16 protein-coding genes are annotated in these 16,054 nt (G+C 54.2%); 5 read left to right on the forward strand and 11 right to left on the reverse strand.

What is annotated here, in order from left to right; translation table 11 throughout:
• Positions 1–29: 29 nt before the first annotated feature.
• Positions 30–1,265, reverse strand: a complete 1,236-nt coding sequence (locus KIH39_RS24920) for a M16 family metallopeptidase (protein WP_213496618.1) — start codon at positions 1,263–1,265, stop codon at positions 30–32.
• A gap of 195 nt (positions 1,266–1,460) precedes the next feature.
• On the opposite strand from KIH39_RS24920, the gene KIH39_RS24925 reads away from it, so the two are divergent.
• The 3 genes from KIH39_RS24925 to KIH39_RS24935 all read left to right on the forward strand — a co-directional run bounded on the left by KIH39_RS24925 (position 1,461) and on the right by KIH39_RS24935 (position 3,353).
• A complete protein-coding gene (locus tag KIH39_RS24925) occupies positions 1,461–2,201 on the forward strand; it encodes a hypothetical protein (protein WP_213496620.1) in 741 nt (246 codons plus the stop codon).
• 90 nt (positions 2,202–2,291) lie between these two features.
• Positions 2,292–2,555, forward strand: coding sequence for a hypothetical protein (locus KIH39_RS24930; protein WP_213496622.1), 264 nt, complete (start codon positions 2,292–2,294; stop codon positions 2,553–2,555).
• Positions 2,556–2,564: 9 nt separating this feature from the next.
• Positions 2,565–3,353: an SDR family NAD(P)-dependent oxidoreductase gene (locus KIH39_RS24935; protein ID WP_213496624.1), complete on the forward strand. Its 789-nt coding sequence runs from the start codon at positions 2,565–2,567 to the stop codon at positions 3,351–3,353.
• A 41-nt stretch (positions 3,354–3,394) separates the two neighbouring features.
• Here KIH39_RS24935 and KIH39_RS24940 read toward each other — a convergent pair whose 3' ends face one another.
• Positions 3,395–3,616, reverse strand: coding sequence for a hypothetical protein (locus KIH39_RS24940; RefSeq protein ID WP_213496626.1), 222 nt, complete (start codon positions 3,614–3,616; stop codon positions 3,395–3,397).
• Positions 3,617–3,835: 219 nt separating this feature from the next.
• Positions 3,836–4,213 carry an HU family DNA-binding protein gene (locus tag KIH39_RS24945; RefSeq protein ID WP_213496628.1) on the reverse strand — a complete coding sequence of 126 codons (378 nt, stop codon included), beginning with the start codon at positions 4,211–4,213 and terminating at the stop codon, positions 3,836–3,838.
• Between the two features lie 397 nt (positions 4,214–4,610).
• On the opposite strand from KIH39_RS24945, the gene KIH39_RS24950 reads away from it, so the two are divergent.
• Positions 4,611–6,449 carry a DUF4394 domain-containing protein gene (locus KIH39_RS24950; protein WP_213496630.1) on the forward strand — a complete coding sequence of 613 codons (1,839 nt, stop codon included), beginning with the start codon at positions 4,611–4,613 and terminating at the stop codon, positions 6,447–6,449.
• A 33-nt stretch (positions 6,450–6,482) separates the two neighbouring features.
• Here KIH39_RS24950 and KIH39_RS24955 read toward each other — a convergent pair whose 3' ends face one another.
• From KIH39_RS24955 to KIH39_RS24980, 6 genes are all read right to left on the reverse strand, one after another.
• Positions 6,483–7,268, reverse strand: a complete 786-nt coding sequence (locus tag KIH39_RS24955; protein WP_213496632.1) for an MBL fold metallo-hydrolase — start codon at positions 7,266–7,268, stop codon at positions 6,483–6,485.
• Positions 7,269–7,309: 41 nt separating this feature from the next.
• On the reverse strand, positions 7,310–8,323 hold the full coding sequence (locus KIH39_RS24960; RefSeq protein WP_213496634.1) for an extracellular solute-binding protein: 1,014 nt from the start codon (positions 8,321–8,323) through the stop codon (positions 7,310–7,312).
• 12 nt (positions 8,324–8,335) lie between these two features.
• Positions 8,336–9,553 (reverse strand): AmmeMemoRadiSam system protein B, encoded by a 1,218-nt coding sequence (amrB, locus tag KIH39_RS24965; RefSeq protein ID WP_213496636.1) that lies wholly within the window; start codon positions 9,551–9,553, stop codon positions 8,336–8,338.
• A gap of 9 nt (positions 9,554–9,562) precedes the next feature.
• Entirely contained in the window at positions 9,563–11,029 is a 1,467-nt protein-coding gene (locus tag KIH39_RS24970) for a WD40 domain-containing protein (protein ID WP_213496638.1), read from the reverse strand.
• 98 nt (positions 11,030–11,127) lie between these two features.
• Complete coding sequence (locus KIH39_RS24975) at positions 11,128–12,129, reverse strand: hypothetical protein (RefSeq protein ID WP_213496640.1); 1,002 nt, start codon at positions 12,127–12,129, stop codon at positions 11,128–11,130.
• An 86-nt stretch (positions 12,130–12,215) separates the two neighbouring features.
• Positions 12,216–12,413, reverse strand: coding sequence for a hypothetical protein (locus tag KIH39_RS24980; protein WP_213496642.1), 198 nt, complete (start codon positions 12,411–12,413; stop codon positions 12,216–12,218).
• 167 nt (positions 12,414–12,580) lie between these two features.
• On the opposite strand from KIH39_RS24980, the gene hflC reads away from it, so the two are divergent.
• Complete coding sequence (gene hflC / locus KIH39_RS24985) at positions 12,581–13,546, forward strand: protease modulator HflC (protein WP_213496644.1); 966 nt, start codon at positions 12,581–12,583, stop codon at positions 13,544–13,546.
• Between the two features lie 12 nt (positions 13,547–13,558).
• Here hflC and KIH39_RS24990 read toward each other — a convergent pair whose 3' ends face one another.
• Positions 13,559–14,947 (reverse strand): FHA domain-containing protein, encoded by a 1,389-nt coding sequence (locus tag KIH39_RS24990; RefSeq protein WP_213496646.1) that lies wholly within the window; start codon positions 14,945–14,947, stop codon positions 13,559–13,561.
• Between the two features lie 128 nt (positions 14,948–15,075).
• On the reverse strand, positions 15,076–15,876 hold the full coding sequence (locus KIH39_RS24995; RefSeq protein WP_213496648.1) for a hypothetical protein: 801 nt from the start codon (positions 15,874–15,876) through the stop codon (positions 15,076–15,078).
• Positions 15,877–16,054 lie beyond the last annotated feature (178 nt).

A 16,054-nucleotide genomic window follows, 5' to 3' on the forward strand; every position in this document is an offset into this window, starting at 1 on the left:
TATCTAACAGAGATTATAGGCATTCCCGCTTAGAGTTTTTCCAAGGGGCCATATGCGGTGGTGGTCATTTGATCGATCGGATAGCGTTCGAGAGCTTCCGAGATTGACTTTCTGGTCACCAGATTGAGTTCGCGCAATTCGTCATCCACCGTGCGGTATTGATTCAAATAGGCCCAGTCCTTGGCGATAGTGAACATCCGCCGGGAAGTGCGCTCCCCAGCCCGCACTTCTCGCGAAGCGATCTTCGTTTTGGCCTGTTGCAGCTCTTCCTCGGTGATTCCGTTTTTTTGAACTTCCGCCAGCACTTCCCGGGCGATTTCCAGACATTCGGCCGCGTTTTCGGGATCGCAGGAATAGCTGACGAACTGGCAACCAGCCCGGTCGTATTCGTCCGAACCCATGCCCGCATTGTCGGCCAGACCGGGATCGACGAGCGCCCAATAGAGCCGGCTACCGGTGTAATCGCCGACGATCGTGGACAGCACGGCCGAGGCGTAGCGCAGCGGGTGATCGGCCGCCGGGCCCGGGGCCATCATAATTACATATTCCTGGGCCGATTTTTCGGCGGGGACGGTCACGACCTTTTGACCGCCGGGGCCGGCGACTTCGTGGCGGTGCTGACGGACTACCTGACCGGCGGGCCAGTTCCCACAGGCCTTCTCAATCAATTTCGTGAAGGCCTCCCAGTCGTAGTTGCCGACGGCGATGGCATGAATATTCCCGGCAGTGTAGCGGGAGTCAAAGTACTTCTGCATCTGATCGCGGGTCAGGGCCGTGATGCTTTCGGTCGTGCCCAGCACCTGATTTCCCAGCGGATGATCCCGAAAGTAAAATTCTCGGGCCCGGTCGTACGCCGCCGATTGCGGTTGCACCGAGTAGCGGACGATCTCATCCAGAATGACTTTTTTTTCCGTATTGAAGTCTTCCTCGCGGAGACTGGGCCGCATGATATCGGCCAGAACGTCCACCAGCTGAGGGAGATATTCGGGTAATACGGCGGCGTGGAAAACCGTGTTTTCTTCGCTGGTGAAAGCGTTATTATCGGCCCCGATCAACGAGAAATCTCGATTCACCTGAAATGGGTTGCGACGTTGCGTTCCCTTGAACACCATATGTTCGAGAAAGTGCGAAACGCCGAGGACATCGGGAGTTTCGTCCCGTCCTCCCGTTCGAACCCAGAAGGCCACGGCCGCCGAAAGGGCCGAGGGGTTCGTTTCGCCGATTATTTGCAAACCATTGGGCAGAACGTGCTGATGGAAATTCATTTAGTTACTGTAGCTTTCCGACGGCAGCCCGGACACCCGAAGAAGTCGAACGCGAAAGGATATAAATCGAGAAACTTCGAATAGGAATGCTTGACCGGACATTTTTGGCAGAACATAATGGAATTTAGAATTACATGCCAGCCTGGGCATCGACATTTCCTTCCTTTTCTTCAAAGTCTCTGGGGTTTCTCCATCATGTTCATTTTCCGGCGTCTTGTGCCCATTGTGTGCGTGGTTTTATTTGCAGGAGTTCTAGCGGCTGCCGAACGAACTTATTCCGGGGTCGTCGATAAGGTCGATACCAAGACCCGAGCCGTTTTGCTGAAGGACTTCAAGGAAGTTAAAGAAAGTAAGGATGGCAAGGAACCTAAAGGGAAAGTGGCCACCTACTATCTCACCGATAAAGTCGAGCTTACCGACGACAAAGGAAACAAGATTGATGTGAAGGATGCCCAGAAACTCGAAGGCAAAGAGGTGACGGTCACGCTCAATGAAGCGGTCAAGAACAACAAGATCGAAGCGACCATCGTTGCCATCAAGATCGGCAAGCCGGATGAGAAAAGGGCAGGTAAGGGCGAAGAGAAGACGGCTAAGCGGGATGCTAAACGAGAAGATAAAAAAGATGCAGCCATGTCCAAAAACGATCCCTCCAAGGCGAATAAGCCCTCCGATTACACGGTGGTGAGCGCCGATGCCGCGAAGGGGGAAATTGCCGTGGAGGCCGGGGCCAGCAAGCTGACGATCAAAGTGGATGCCAATACCAAATTCATCGGACCCCGCGGCGGCGACCGGGGGGAAGGGGTCGCGGCGATGACCGCGGAGGACAATAAGGACCTGTTGACCGCCGGTTACAAGATCAAGGTCGTTATGGAAAAAGGCAAAGTGAAGGAAATTCACCTTCCCTACGCCAACTCCCTGAAGGATAAAGATAAATAGGATCTTACGGGTGATCTCAGGGAGCCCATCGAGTAGATTCGATGGGCTTTTTAATTGGCGGTGAGCGAATGCCATCAGGAATCTTGACCTATGATTCAGGAATATATCGGGCAGAAAGTGGTCATCGATTTGCGTTCCGAATACGTCTGTCTGGGAACGCTGATTCGGGTGGATGAACATTTTCTCGAATTGAAAAATGTCGATCTGCACGATTTGCGGGACACCGATACCAGCCGCGAAAATTATGTCATTGCCTCGGTGAAAACGGGTGTGAAACGCAATCGCAAAAAGCTCTTACTTTTTCGTTCCGAGCTGGTGGCCATTTCCTTACTGGAAGACGTCGTCGACCAATAAAAGACCTTCATGAAACTCAAAGACAAAGCGATTCTGGTGACCGGCAGCAGTCAGGGCATTGGCCTGGCCGTGGGACTGGCCATGCTGCGGGAAGGCGCCCAAGTGGTCTTCCACTCCGAAAAGCCGATGTCTAAATGCGGCGAAGTCATCAAAGCCATTGGAACGCCGAACGCTTTTTATGTTCAGGCTGATCTGTCCAAAGAAGGGGAGGCCCGGCGACTGGTTCAGGTCGCGAGCGAGCGTTATGGTCCGCTGGACGCCCTGGTGAACAACGTCGGCACTTTTCGCGAACCGGAATTGCTGGCGGTCGCGAAGAAAGATTTCGAAGCGATTTTCAGTTTGAATGTCTGGTCGGCTTTGGAAGCCACTCAGGAATATGTACGCATCAATCAGAAAGCGGGTCGGGGCGGACGGATTCTGTTCAGCAGTTCTCTAAATGGGACACGATCAGAGCCGGGACACACGCTCTATGATGCCAGCAAGGGTGCTCTGAATGCTCTGACCCGGCAATTAGCTTTGGAACTGGCGCAGCTGGGGTTTACAACTGCCGCGGTGGCGCCGGGGCTGATTGAAACTCCCTTGACGGATTTTGGCATGAAATCCGATCCGGCGGTTCGCGAAGCGATACGCAAACAGATCCCCATCCAGCGCATCGGTACCATCGAAGATGTGGCCGAGTGGTATGTATTTCTGGCGTCGGACGCGGCGAAATATGCGACAGGTCAAGTCGTCGCGGTCGACGGCGGACTCGACGCGCAGCAGATGGCGTTCCGTCCCATAGCCCACTCAGAGAGATGAACGGGCCACCCGGTATTCGGATGACCCGAGATTATCCTCTACTAAGGGGCAATTACACCGCTAGTACGGTTGGGTGTCAGAGTCGACGGATGGTCGTTGAACCAGAATCGACGCCATTCTTCCTGAATGTGTCGCATGTCTTCCGACTGGTTCATGAGTTGTTCGGTACGAACCCGTTCATCACTCGAATACTGATTGAGCATACAACCAGAGTTCAAGAGACCGACGGACGCCAGAACGGCCAATAGCAGTTTGCGAGCCATCTCGCGCCTCCCCCTCTAGATAGCTGGCACGCGAGTGGTAAAGCACCCACAATGCCATTCTAACGCTACCCATTATCCCCCTGGGTAACGTTCTACTTTCGGAATAATCGTCATTTCCCAAATACGACTTGAACACGCAATGGGAAATCTGAATCGATTTTTTGGATTTTCGGCCGAGGAGTGGATTTTAGGCAAGCATAGCAGAATGGAAAAACCGCCTTACGAACTGGCGGCGGCGGATTGCATGGTTGCGCTCGAGCGGGATGCAACCGGGGTCGCCCGAGGTCGCTTAATTTTTTTCTTTGTCTCCGTTACCTTGGTAAGCTTCTTTACCTTCTCTTCCATTTCTTTGCCAGGCTGGAAGGTCACCACATTTTTCGGCTCGACGGTAACCGGCACCCCGGTGCGGGGATTGCGGGCCCGGCGGGCCTTGCGGCGCTTGACTTCGAAGACACCGAAATTTCGAAGCTCGATCCGCCCGTGCTTGACCAGCGTGTCCACGATGGAATCGAAAGTCAGTTGAACGATTTCTTTGATCTTCAACTGAGGCTGATTCGTCTGATCGGCAATGTACTTAACGATGTCTTTTTTGGTCACTTGCTGTCTCTCAGGTCTTTCACATGCGACGGGAGCGCCGAACGAGTTCGACGAGATACAAGTCTAGGTAGGGTATGGAGTAGTGTCAAGGAAAAATGGGCGTACGAAATAGCTTTGCCTCCGGGAATTCGCAACTCTTCTGGAAAAACATCACTCAATTGAGAGTCGATTTCTTGGAAGATTTTTTTTGCGGCTCCGAATCGCGCTGAGCTTTCTGCACCGTAAAACCAACTTCCCGAAGTCGTCCGGGAAATGTTAACGAATTATCAGAGTCGACGTGTGCTGATTGGCTGGGAAATTTGGGTGAAATAGGGGGACTGACTTGCTTCCGGATGTGGTACCATTAGAAAGTTAATGGACTGGGCACAAATTGGATCTGTAGCTATTCGAGGCCGTAATGATTAGTTTCTCCTGGAAGCATCGCCGAAGCAATGACTTCTTTTCAAATTTCTTTGGGAATCCCCCGCTGTCGAGTTCGGCATTCGTCTCCCACCTTCGCGTCGAAGAATTGGAACAGAAAAATACGGTCAGTACGATGATGGGTGTCACTGGCGATAATATGCTGGTCTCCTTCAATACCAATAGCCCGAATGTTATCACCAACTCGGTTAACATCACCAATCTGGCCGGAACCACGGGTGAAGAACAGGTCGTCGGACTCTCCTACCGGCCGCGTACCGGACAGCTGTACGGCATAGGCGTCGAAACGGTTAATAATCAGGACTTGCTTCGCCTTTACATGATCAATCCCCTGACGGGAGTGGCGACTCAGGTAGGATCCAACAGCATCACGCTGCCTCCGGCGCTCTACTATGAAGTGAGCATCAATCCCGCAGCCGATGTCCTGCGCGTGGAAAGCACGGCCGATGTCAACATTCGCGTGAATCTCAATAACGGTTCTTTGATTTCCTCCGATACCACTTTCAAACCGGCCAGCCTATTGATCGATGGCATCGCTTACGACCGAAATTTCAACGGCAACTTGGGTACTAACGGCACAACGCTTTATGGCATCGCCCGCAATGGAAACCAATTGGTGACCATCGGCGGCATCAACCAGAATCCCAGTCCCAACAACGGCGCGGTCACTTCAATCGGACCATTAGGTGTGAACATCAGCCCGACGGCCGGTGTCGGTTTTGTGATTCCTCCTTCGGGAACTGCCGGTGGGACCGGCTATGCGGTGCTCACCGACAACAACACCAATCTGACAGGCCTTTATGCCATTAATCTCGCCACCGGCGCAGCGATCAAAGTCGGCAATGTCGGTTCCGGAACGACACCGCTCAATGGCTTGGCGGCGGTGCCCAATAGCGTCATTGCGGTCGGTTCCGGTCCGGGTACCAATGCCGATGTTCGAGTTGTCAATGGCAACACCGGCGAACAGTTGATGGCGATCTCACCGTTCAATGGTTACCTGGGTGGTGTCAGTGTCGCCTTGGGAGATGTCAATCGCGATTCTGTTCCGGATATCATTGTCGGCGCGGGCGCTGGGGCGCCAGGTGGGCATGTGAAAGTCTACGACGGGGCCACCGGAAATCTGATCTACAGTTTCCTGGCCTTCCCGGGATTCACCGGCGGTGTTCAAGTTGCATCCGGCGACGTCAACGGCGATGGCTATGCCGACATTATTGTGGCGGCCGAAGGGTCCTCCGGGGCTCAGGTGAAAATTTTCAGCGGCCAGAACGGTACCTTGCTCTCCAGCTTCGGTGCCTATCCCGGTTACAACGGCCAGTTTGCCATCGCCGCCGGGGATATAAACGGTAACGGGCTCTCGGAAATCGTGACGGCGGCAGCCGCCAACGGGCACATCAAGATCTTTAATGCTCAGGGCGGCGGAGCGACCACACCGGGGATTCCCAATAGCTTCCTGGAAAACAACGGAGTTTACCGCAATCTGAGCGTGGCGGTGGGCGATGTGAACTTCGACGGCCGACCCGACATCATTGTCGGCGAACAATATGGCGACGGGTTGATCAAAGTCTTCAGCGGCGCGAATGGCTCGCAAATACTCAACTTCAATGCCTATCCGGGAGGGGCTACCGGTGGTGTGAATGTGGCGGTGGGCGATGTGACGAGTTCCGGGGAATACTCAATTCGAACGATGCCCGCCGGTACGGGAAATCTGGCTTCGCTGGGGGCGTTCAGCGGGTTCGATGCCTCGACTCAAGCGGCCTTCACGCCTTTCTTGAACTACGCCGGTTCGGCTTCAATCGCCGGTTATCGGGTTAGCTAAAAAGGGAATTTCGAACGGAGATCAATCCCCAGTTCAGGAAAAGGGTAGCCGACCGGCGATGACGTCGGCTTCCCACTCCTCCATCAGCGGCCAGTCGGTCGCACACGTACCAAAATCGGCCATGTGCATGTAACCGCTCAGACGATCGATGGCTTTTTGAATTATCTGGGCCTCGCGTGGAAAGACCGGGCCGTGGCTGGGGAGGAGATACTTGGAATCATCCCCCAGGATGCGAGACAGAGATTTCACAAAATCGCCCAGATGCGAGCCGTGGTGGGCGTCGATGACGCCGACGCAGCTATCCTTGTAGATGTTGTCGCCGCTGAACAGCAAATCGCGCATCTTGAAGCTGAGTTGACCCGGGGTATGTCCCGGTGTATGCCAGACGTCCAGTTTCACATCGCCGACCTCGATGGTGTCCCCTTCATTCAGTCGCAGGTCGATTTTGACAGGAACCATCGGCAAGTCGATGCCCTGAGCGGTGATTTTGGCGTAGGTTTCGATGGCATCGGCTTTTTCCAGCGGTTTGACGCTTTTCGGATGCGCGGCCACGCTGGTTTTCAGCCGGTCTTTAGCCCGCTTGAGCCCTTGAATGTGGTCGGCGTCGGCATGCGTGGCGATGATCATCTTGCACTTCGACAGGCTGAAATCCATCTGGCGGATCAGTTCGATGATCTCATCGACCGTATCCTCGAAGCCGATGTCGATCAGCAGAAATTCGGAGCCTCCATCGATCAGGTAGACGTTCACTCCCAGCCGACGACCGGCCTGGTAGTTCATCTCTATGACGTTGGGGAAGAGGTATTTCCGACGAATCATCTGGTGCCACCTACGATTTTTTGAATCCCCTTATTTTACACTCAGCGGGCGAAAGTATCCCGTAGAAATTGCTGAACGCTTTCCCAGCGGTCGGCACTCTTCTCAAAAGAGACCTCCATGCGCCGGACTTGATCGGGGCGTTTCAGCGTTTCGTGCAGCTTGGTCTGACTGGCTGTCGAGAGCGGAATTTGGAAGCCTCCTTTCAGGGCCAGCTTGTCTTCCGTTCCGGGATTCAGGAGGAATTTCACGAGCTTTTGGGCGTTTTCCGGATTCGGCCGATTTTTCAGGATGCAGATCGTGTTCGGGATAAAAAGGGTTCCTAAGGCCGGGTATTTCGGATGAGCCTCCTGGTCGAGGTAGAGTATTTTCACCGGCCGTTTGTCGTTGTATTCTTCGATGGCATCGTCGGTGTCGGTCAGCCCGGCGGCGAAATCGCCCCGAGCCACCCGCTCGGCCACCTGTTTATTCCCGGCTAAAATCGTGATATCATTGGCTTTTAAACCATTGAAAAACGCCTGAGCGCCTTCCTCGCCCAATACTTCGAACAAACAGGCCGCGTGCGTTGCGGTCGTGCCGAACTGAGGCTTGGCCATGGCCAGCTTGCTTTTCCATTTCGGATCGGTCAGATCGAGAATGGATTTGGGATAATCGGCTTCTTTCAGCTTTTCGGTGTTCACAATCAGGATGCGGCCCCGCGCAGCGAAGGCCTGCCAGCAGCCGCTTTCGGGACGCGTCCAGGCCGGGTAGTTGGGATCGGGCTCCATGCGATCGAGAAGACCTTTACGCTCGAGACGGATCGTGTTGATGATTTCGTTATTCCAGAAAACATCGCAGCGGGGTCGTTTCGCCTCCTGCACGAGCTCTTCGAACAGACTGACCGACTTATTAGCTTCCGTATCGAACTTGGTGGCGACCGGGATGCCCGTTTCCTTCTCAAAACTCGAAAGAATTTCCTGGGCGTATTCCATGTCCTGGGCGCAATACAGCACGGCCCGATCCGGCGATTTTCCGCAGCCGGAGAGAAGGGCCAGGAGAAGCAAACAGAGATATTTCATGACGTAGCCAGATTAGAGGTTTCTATGAGAATGAAAGGCCATGGCGGCGAAGCTGACGCTTTCGAATCCTTCCGGATGCACATATTGATCGTATTTCAAAAGCTGGCCTTGCCCGGGTTGTAGCGCACTCAAGAACAGTGAAGTCGGGGGTAGTCCGCAAATTCTCCTTCGGTCCTGTTCCTGCTGGATCACCCGATAATAGGCTTGGGCATCCGCCTTCTCGGCCGCTTCCAAAATCCGTCTATCCTGAAGACGACTCGCGGCCAGGACGGTTTCATTTACCGGTTCGGGATCGTCGAATTTCGGACCAATATGAGCCAGGTCCCCGCTGATGATGGTACAAAAAGGTTCCTGGATCTCGGCGGCCAGCTTGCGAAGAGACCGAACCATTCGTTGAATGTCATCTGCGGACTCGGGGGTCGATCCCGCTTCGATGCAATCGGCATAAGAACCGACCAGCAGGGGGACAATGCGAATCGGCTCCGGAATCAGGTGCTGCAGCAGGAGCACTTCCAGTTCAATCGAATGCTCGGGCAGATGAGCGATGGGATCGTTGAATAAACCTTCGCCGTATAACTCGACCAGGCGGTCGATGAGCTTCTGATCGGTTTCGACAACGCCGAGCGGCGTCGCGAAGTTTTGTCGAGTGAGTGTGAATCGTTCGCCCGAATAGTGCGAGGTGGCAATGATCAGGAACAAGCGGGCGCGGCTTCGCTCGACCAGTTCTTTGTAACCCCACCCGTAGACGGTGCCGCCGCGGCCGTAATCCATATGCGGCACCAAGAGCCCCTGTATCTCGCCGTCGCGGGCAACTCGGCTGCCCCATTCGCCCGGTAGGCCGGGGCCGCCGTCAGCTGTGAACAGGCGATTTAATTCCGAGGCGATGATCTTGGGATCTTCCGAATAACAGCCGATACAGGAGGGTTTGCGAACCGGCCCAAAAATCAGCTCCTGAAATTTCCGGCTATCCAGATAAAGGCAATCGTCCAATTCCGACACCAGTCGAGCCAGATCTTCGATTGATGGGTAACCACTTCGATTCTGAGTAACCTGAAAGTGAATTTCGTGCAGAGTTCGCTGGCCATTGAATAAGCGAATGAATTCGAAGGAGAGAGCGTTGAGAGTAATAGTGGGGGACAGCCGGAGCTGATCCTCCAGAATGTAATCGAGCGACTGAGCCGTGATGAATAGTCCGGGGCGAAATCGGGGTTTTTTCAATCGCTCGGGCACCGCCGGCTCCTACTTCTTGCTGATGGTAGCTATACCCGGCGAGGCATTGAATCCTTTCACCAGCTTCGCATCGGCCAGATTCCAAATTCGAACTTCCCCATTGTAATCTCCTGCGGCAAGCAGTTTTCCATCGGGGCTCAAAGCCAGGGAGTAGACCTGATCGGTCAAACCACTCAGAGTTTTGGTATTCTTTTGCGTCTCGGCTTCCCAGATCTTCACAGTTTTGTCGGCACCCGCAGTGGCTAATAGCAGTCGATCCGGTGAGCTGAGGAGTTTCAAGATATCTTCGTTGTGTCCACCCAGAACTTTCAATTGTTTCCCCTGGGGAACCGCTTCCCATTGCCGAAGGACATGATCGGCTCCCGCGGAGAAGGCTTTCTTCCCATCTTTAGACCAGGCCACGCCGTAGACGTTGTTCTGATGTTCCGGAAATGTCGTGATCGATTCTCTATTCATCAGATCCCAGATCTTGGCGGTTTTATCGCGGGCGCAAGAGAGCAACCGTTCGCCAGTCGCATCGAAGGCGAGCGCGAAAACCCAGTCCGCATGGTTATCAATAACCTGCTCCAGCTTGGCCCGCCGAGCGCCGGCACTGACATCCCAGACCCGAATGGTTCGATCGCAGCCCCCCGCAGCTAGTAGATTGCCGTCCGGGGAGATTGCGAGACAGAGAATGGAATCGTCGCTATCCAGCAGTTGTTTGCGGAACACCTGGGGATCGCTGACCCCATCGAGGAAAATAACTTCTCCTTCCTTTTTCCCGGCCGCCTGCAGGTTATAGACGCGAATGTCCCCTTCCTGGCCCGGTCGTGAACCGGCGACTATCAGGGAGCCATCGCGGTGAAAGAGCATCGCCAGGGCCCGCTCGGCCCGGGTCCGGAGGCGCTTCGTGAGTTTACTGGAATCGACATTCCACACGGTCAGTTCGTGGTGACCTCCGGCGACGAGTTCCTTCCCATCGGGAGTGAACGCCAGTGCGGTGACCGGCATGGCGAACTTGTATTGCGTAGGCGATGCGGGCGGTTGCCAGCGCACCCGCAACTCTTTCACCAAATCGCTTTTGGTATCGATGCCCGAATCGAGTTTGGCCCCTTGCTCAATCCAACGGCGAACGATCTCCGCTTTCTCTTTGGGCACAGCACTGATGCCGTCTTTGCGGGGTGGCATACGGCGATCTTCATTCGTGACCATTAAGTCGTAAAGATCGCTCTCCTGCGGTTTGCCTGGCGATACGGTTTCCCCATTGGAGCCACCGGCGATCAGTCTGGCAAAGGTAGTCATCTCGTATTTGCCGGAACGCTTTTTGGCATCGTGACAGGCGAAGCAGTAGTCCTTCAGGATGGGAGCTACATCGTTGATGAAACTGACTGGTGCCGCGGGGGACTGGGCGCAGGTCGACGATTCGCTGTAACGGAGCAACCAGAGGATCAGTGCACTGAGTAGAGCACAGAAAACGCAGAAACGGAACGATTTCATTTTTTCAACACACTTCGGAGCAGGATGAGAAACCCGGCAGGTTTCTTCAGTAGGGGACGGTCGAAAATTCTTTGCCAGTGAAAAATGCTTCTCGAAAACTAATCGCTGAGCGTTTTCCGAATCTCCGCTGCTTTTTTCGCGGCCTCGGTCATGGGAAATTGCTTGATCAAATCATCGAGCTTTTCCTTGGCCGCTTCCTGCTTGCCGGCATCGAGGATGAACTGAATCGCTTTCAATTTATTTGCAGCCAGTTTCTCTGTGTCGGCAGACACTTCGGGTGGCTTTTCGGCCGGTCGTTTCGCCTCGGTTTTCGTCTCTTTATTCGTAGCGACCGGCGCCTTCTTTTTGGGCCGCATGACGAACAACTCGGGATTCTTGCCCCAGATCTGCTCCATCGCTTTGTAGCCTTCGGGATCGAGCGTTTTCAAATCTTCGCGCGTGACGATCGGCTTGCGGCCTTTATCGAGGTAGCTGCAGGTCAGCTCCGCGAAATATTCCCGGGCACTGGTGGCTGCGTAAACTTTCGCCGGTTGGCCGCGCGAAGGGGGATCGCCGTAGAGCTTACGATCCATGGCGACCTGATAGGCTTTGACAATCTGAGGCTGCTGATAGTTGTAAATCGCATGGTCCACCGCATGGGCGAACTCGTGCAGAATCACACATTCTTCGTTAGGGTTATCCGGCTGGTAGACTTTGGTGATGTAAGACATCTTCACAATCGAAACGTTGTTTCCGCGTTCCCGGTCGTTGGGGAAATAAGCGGCGACCGCTCGGTCGTTGGCGATTTTCGCGCTCCCATCCCACTCGACGAAGATCGGTAGCCGACGCAGTTTGACGACGTACTCCGCTTTCATGACCTGGATGATGGTCTGCAATTCCTGATCCAGAGCTTCGAGCGGCTTTACTTCGTATTCGTCGCTATTCTGGTGTTTGAGTACTTCATCCGAAACGTAAACGTTGAATCCATGCAGTTTTTTGAGCGTGAAACCGGCTAAAGGGGAGTTGGATTTCGCCTTGGTCTGTGCGAAAACGGTTGGGGAAGCGCTGAAGTAAATCAGCAGGCTACAGAGAACGACCAGAACACACGAGCGCCGAAACATACACTTAAACCCGTGGAGAAGGCGACGAAGCTTCCACTTCATTCTACCGGGAGAATGGCCCGCGCGAACACTAAAAAGCCAGGCCTCTATTTGCCGGAGGTGTAACCGAAAAAGTGCATGGCGAGATAGCTCGCCAGACTATAAGCCAAAACCAGAAGAACACTCAGTGTCCATACGGTAAAAGCCAGTCGGTCACCCAGTCGCACGGGAGCTCCGCTGGCGGTGGTGTGAGGCAGCGGAAGTTCATCTTGAACCGAATTGGTGTTGGAAGAGGTGGCGTTCATAAAACTCCTTTTATGCCTGGCGTCAGCAATAATCGTCAGCCCAAGTTTCAAACTCTAAAAATCTGGAGCTAGAACTGCGTTCTACTTCCAATTTTAACGGACGTCGGGGGCAACTCTTAAATAAGATCTACTTAACGGCGCAACTTCTATCTGATCGGCAGGAATGAATGACCAAGCTGAGATTACTCATTCTAACGGTTATTCTGTTAGTCCTGGGCTTTTCCTCGCTCTACAAGGTCGATCAAACCGAGTTCGCTTACGTCACTCGTTTCGGCGAACCGGTCGTTACTTATGATGGTTCGACCGATGCCGGTTTACACTTTAAGCTTCCCTGGCCAATTGATTCGGTTCTGCGAATCGACCGCCGGTTACAAGTGTTCGATTTACCGCCAACGGAATCGTTGACTCGCGATCCACAGAATCAGACTGTAGATAAAACCCTGTTGGTGGATGCCTACGTTTGCTGGAAAATTCCGGATTCCGCGGGTGTCGATAAATTTATCCGGGCGGTGGGCTCGCCCGAGCAGGCGCGCCGGCTACTTTCTCCGAGATTTAGCAGCCGTTTGGCGGCGGTGATCTCCAATATGCCTCTGGATAATCTGATTCAGGTCGCCGACGTGGCAAAGGTGGATCAGAGAAATCTCACTTTAAAGAATCAGCTTCTAGGAATTCAGAAATTGGGTCCTAGCGATACGGCGGAGTCGCTGCCTTCGGCCATACTTCGGGAATATGGCATCGAAATAGTTGATGCCCGACTCCGGAGATTTAACTATCCCGAAGCGGTGCGCGATAGCATTGCCGAGCGAATCCGCAGTGAACGAGGGCGGAAAGTGGCGGACTACCAGAGTGAAGGGGATCGCCGGTATCGCGAGATTGTCAGCACCGCCGAGCGCGATGCTCGAAAAATTTTAGCCGAAGCTCAGGCGGAGAAGGCTCGAATTGAAGGCAAGGCGGATGCCGAAGCCGACCAGATTCGCAACGCGGCCCATTCGCAAGACCGCGAATTCTACACGTTTCTGCAAAAGTTGAAAGCCTATCAATCGATGCTCAGCGATACGCGAGATTACTTATTGCTTTCGACGAAAAATGAACTCTTCGATCTTCTCCTCAAGCCGCCACCGGTGAAGAAATAGGATCATCGGATCTCAGCGATTTTTTACGGGCTCCACCGCCATCGTGAATTGCGGGGAGTAAATACTTCCCTGGGTCGGAATCAACGCTCGACCGGTCTGTTTCTGCCCTTCGATGTAGTATTCCCCCGCCCATTGGATGCCGACTCGATCCTTCTGGCGAAAGATTCGCAATGGCTGTTCCAGATCGGGCAGACAGACGTGAACTTTTTCTCCCGGGCCCAGCACCAGAAGATCGGCCATCAACAGCACGGCATCCACGGCCATCGGCAAACGTCGCGAACCGGGGAAATCGAGCCGGGCGGAGGCACAACCGGGGACGGGCAAATTGAAGCGAATATTGCAGGATGCGTTCAGGGTCAACAAATCACCGACTTGCAGCACTCCCGCCCGCTCGATGCACTTTCCGTTTATCTGGACCTGCTGGCTCGATTCCAGAATGTAATTTTCATCATCGCGCTTCAAGGAGGCGTGGAATCGCGAAACATCGGCCATCAGAGGAATGTCCACGGGACCGCTCTCCAGACTGGCTTGACCAATGGTAACCTGCTGCCCCATGCAAACCAGAAAACCGCCGATGCCATCGATCCAGAGGTAAAATCGCTTGACCGGGGCCAGCGGCTCCAGCGGGAACGCATTGGAGGCGGAAGAAAATAAGGGCGAACCTTCGGAGGACGTCGGGTCGCTGCGGTAAGTGGGTGTTTCCGGTTGAACCGCCGTCCAGGCCCGACTGCGCAGCGTCTGCACATCGCGGTGCATGGGCGCGACGGCGAGGGCATCATCCGCATGTTTCAACACTTCGCGGGCATTCAGTTGATTGGCTGATTCCTGCAGCTTGGAAAAGGACTCCCGGAACCGATCTTCCCGGCGATCGAGTTCCCGCTCGAATTTCTCCAAGCCCGCAGGTACCTTGCCGAGTTTCTGCCGGCAGTTCTCAACGGCCTGCTTGGCCTGTGGAAAATCGCCGCGCTGGGCGTAATCCTCTGCCAGCGCCCATTCCTGCGAGGCCGCTTCCAGGAGCGTCAACTCGTTGGATTGGATCGGTTGTTCGCGGAGGTGGCCGATGAGGCGCAGGGCTTCCAGCGGTTTGCCGTTTTCGAGCGATTGGCGGATTCCCGTCAGTTCGAACTGGATCAGCTTTTCGCGAAGTTTGAGACCCGCTTTGTCGCCGGGGGCAATCGATTCAACTTTGGCGAGATCTTGCCAGGCGGCCTCGGGTGAGTTTTGAGCGAGGAATTTTTCGGCCCGTTCCACATAGCCCCGAACGACATCTGAGCGAAGTGCCCAGGCGCGCCGATTGCCCGAGGCGATGAGACTATCCAGCAGGCGATGGGCTTCTTCGGGGCGGCCGTTTTTAATTGCCTCCCGCGCCTGCCATTTCATTAACCACGCTGGTTCGCTCATGGATGTGGGTTGTCTAGAGTTCCCGAATTAATCGACCGAGACGGAAAAACCCACGGAATTCAGCCGTGGGCTCGTGAGTTCAACGGTTAATCTAGCAATCTCGCACCCATAACGAAAGGGTATGAGCCTTAGTCGCGGGTACCGTTGTTGTCGGTCGAAGCCGATTTACCGTCCAGATCCGCCAGGATTTCGTCCACGCTCTTACCGCTGACAGCCGTGTCCGTGCTATAGGTTTCTGCCAGTTTCAGCTTCTCGCGCTGAACTTCCACGCGGGTCTGAAGTTCGCGGAGCGATTCCTTGATGTCGGCCAATCGAGTGCCGTCGTTCTGGTAACGGCTCTCGATCTGCTGCAGCTTGACCATGCGAATCTGGGATTCCATGTCGGCCACGGCCGCTTTCAATTCCGATTTCTGAGCAATCATCGCATGGAGCTGCTGTTCGAGAATCAGGCGGGATTTTTCGTGGGTCGCCATCATCTGCTTCTGAGCTTCCATCTCCTTGCGGTTGTTTTTCAGTCGTTGCACGTCGGATTCGAACATTTCCTTGGCGCGGTTGTAGGAGACGGTTCGGCCGTCCCACTTGACCTTCTCGCCCGTTTTGGCTTCTTTCAGGGCTTCAGCCTGTTTGTGAACCAGAGCTTCTTGGCGTTCGATATTGCGAGTCAAGTTGTCGCAGGCTTCTTTTTGCATCCGCTCGGCAACAATCTGTTCCGCCAGATTCCCCTTGGCCTTGTCGATATCCTTATCCAGGGACAAGACTTCCTTCTTGATGCGCGAGATTTCGTGGTCCAGCGGAATCTGAGCTTCGGCCTGTTCCCAAGCCCGTTCGGCCCGGTAACTCATATAGCTGCCGATTTTCGTGTTGGCGACAGTTGCCGCACCCAAACCGCCCAAAACTCCAACGACGGCGATTTTCTTGATCAAACCCATTGCAATTCCCCTTGATGTAGGTGGTTTTTTTCAAAATTCGCCGTCGAAACTGATTAACCGGCGGCGCTGCACACTGGGTCATTCGCCACCCCCGCCCGCATATTTGACACTCCGGAACAAAAAAAGAGGAACAATCGTCCGGTAATCTTATTTCTGAAAAAACTGTTCTAAGTTAAAA

Origin of the sequence: Telmatocola sphagniphila (assembly GCF_018398935.1) — a bacterium.
Classification (GTDB): Bacteria; Planctomycetota; Planctomycetia; order Gemmatales; family Gemmataceae; genus Telmatocola; species Telmatocola sphagniphila.

What these genes read in the sequence shown, in the direction of transcription:
- KIH39_RS24960 (WP_213496634.1), bottom strand. Translation starts at nt 8,323, where the DNA reads ATGAAATATCTCTGTTTGCTTCTCCTGGCCCTTCTCTCCGGCTGCGGA.
- hflC (WP_213496644.1), top strand. Translation starts at nt 12,581, where the DNA reads ATGACCAAGCTGAGATTACTCATTCTAACGGTTATTCTGTTAGTCCTG.
- KIH39_RS24930 (WP_213496622.1), top strand. Translation starts at nt 2,292, where the DNA reads ATGATTCAGGAATATATCGGGCAGAAAGTGGTCATCGATTTGCGTTCC.
- KIH39_RS24955 (WP_213496632.1), bottom strand. Translation starts at nt 7,268, where the DNA reads ATGATTCGTCGGAAATACCTCTTCCCCAACGTCATAGAGATGAACTAC.
- KIH39_RS24970 (WP_213496638.1), bottom strand. Translation starts at nt 11,029, where the DNA reads ATGAAATCGTTCCGTTTCTGCGTTTTCTGTGCTCTACTCAGTGCACTG.
- KIH39_RS24925 (WP_213496620.1), top strand. Translation starts at nt 1,461, where the DNA reads ATGTTCATTTTCCGGCGTCTTGTGCCCATTGTGTGCGTGGTTTTATTT.
- KIH39_RS24940 (WP_213496626.1), bottom strand. Translation starts at nt 3,616, where the DNA reads ATGGCTCGCAAACTGCTATTGGCCGTTCTGGCGTCCGTCGGTCTCTTG.
- KIH39_RS24935 (WP_213496624.1), top strand. Translation starts at nt 2,565, where the DNA reads ATGAAACTCAAAGACAAAGCGATTCTGGTGACCGGCAGCAGTCAGGGC.
- KIH39_RS24990 (WP_213496646.1), bottom strand. Translation starts at nt 14,947, where the DNA reads ATGAGCGAACCAGCGTGGTTAATGAAATGGCAGGCGCGGGAGGCAATT.
- KIH39_RS24980 (WP_213496642.1), bottom strand. Translation starts at nt 12,413, where the DNA reads ATGAACGCCACCTCTTCCAACACCAATTCGGTTCAAGATGAACTTCCG.
- KIH39_RS24975 (WP_213496640.1), bottom strand. Translation starts at nt 12,129, where the DNA reads ATGTTTCGGCGCTCGTGTGTTCTGGTCGTTCTCTGTAGCCTGCTGATT.
- KIH39_RS24995 (WP_213496648.1), bottom strand. Translation starts at nt 15,876, where the DNA reads ATGGGTTTGATCAAGAAAATCGCCGTCGTTGGAGTTTTGGGCGGTTTG.
- KIH39_RS24950 (WP_213496630.1), top strand. Translation starts at nt 4,611, where the DNA reads ATGATTAGTTTCTCCTGGAAGCATCGCCGAAGCAATGACTTCTTTTCA.
- KIH39_RS24920 (WP_213496618.1), bottom strand. Translation starts at nt 1,265, where the DNA reads ATGAATTTCCATCAGCACGTTCTGCCCAATGGTTTGCAAATAATCGGC.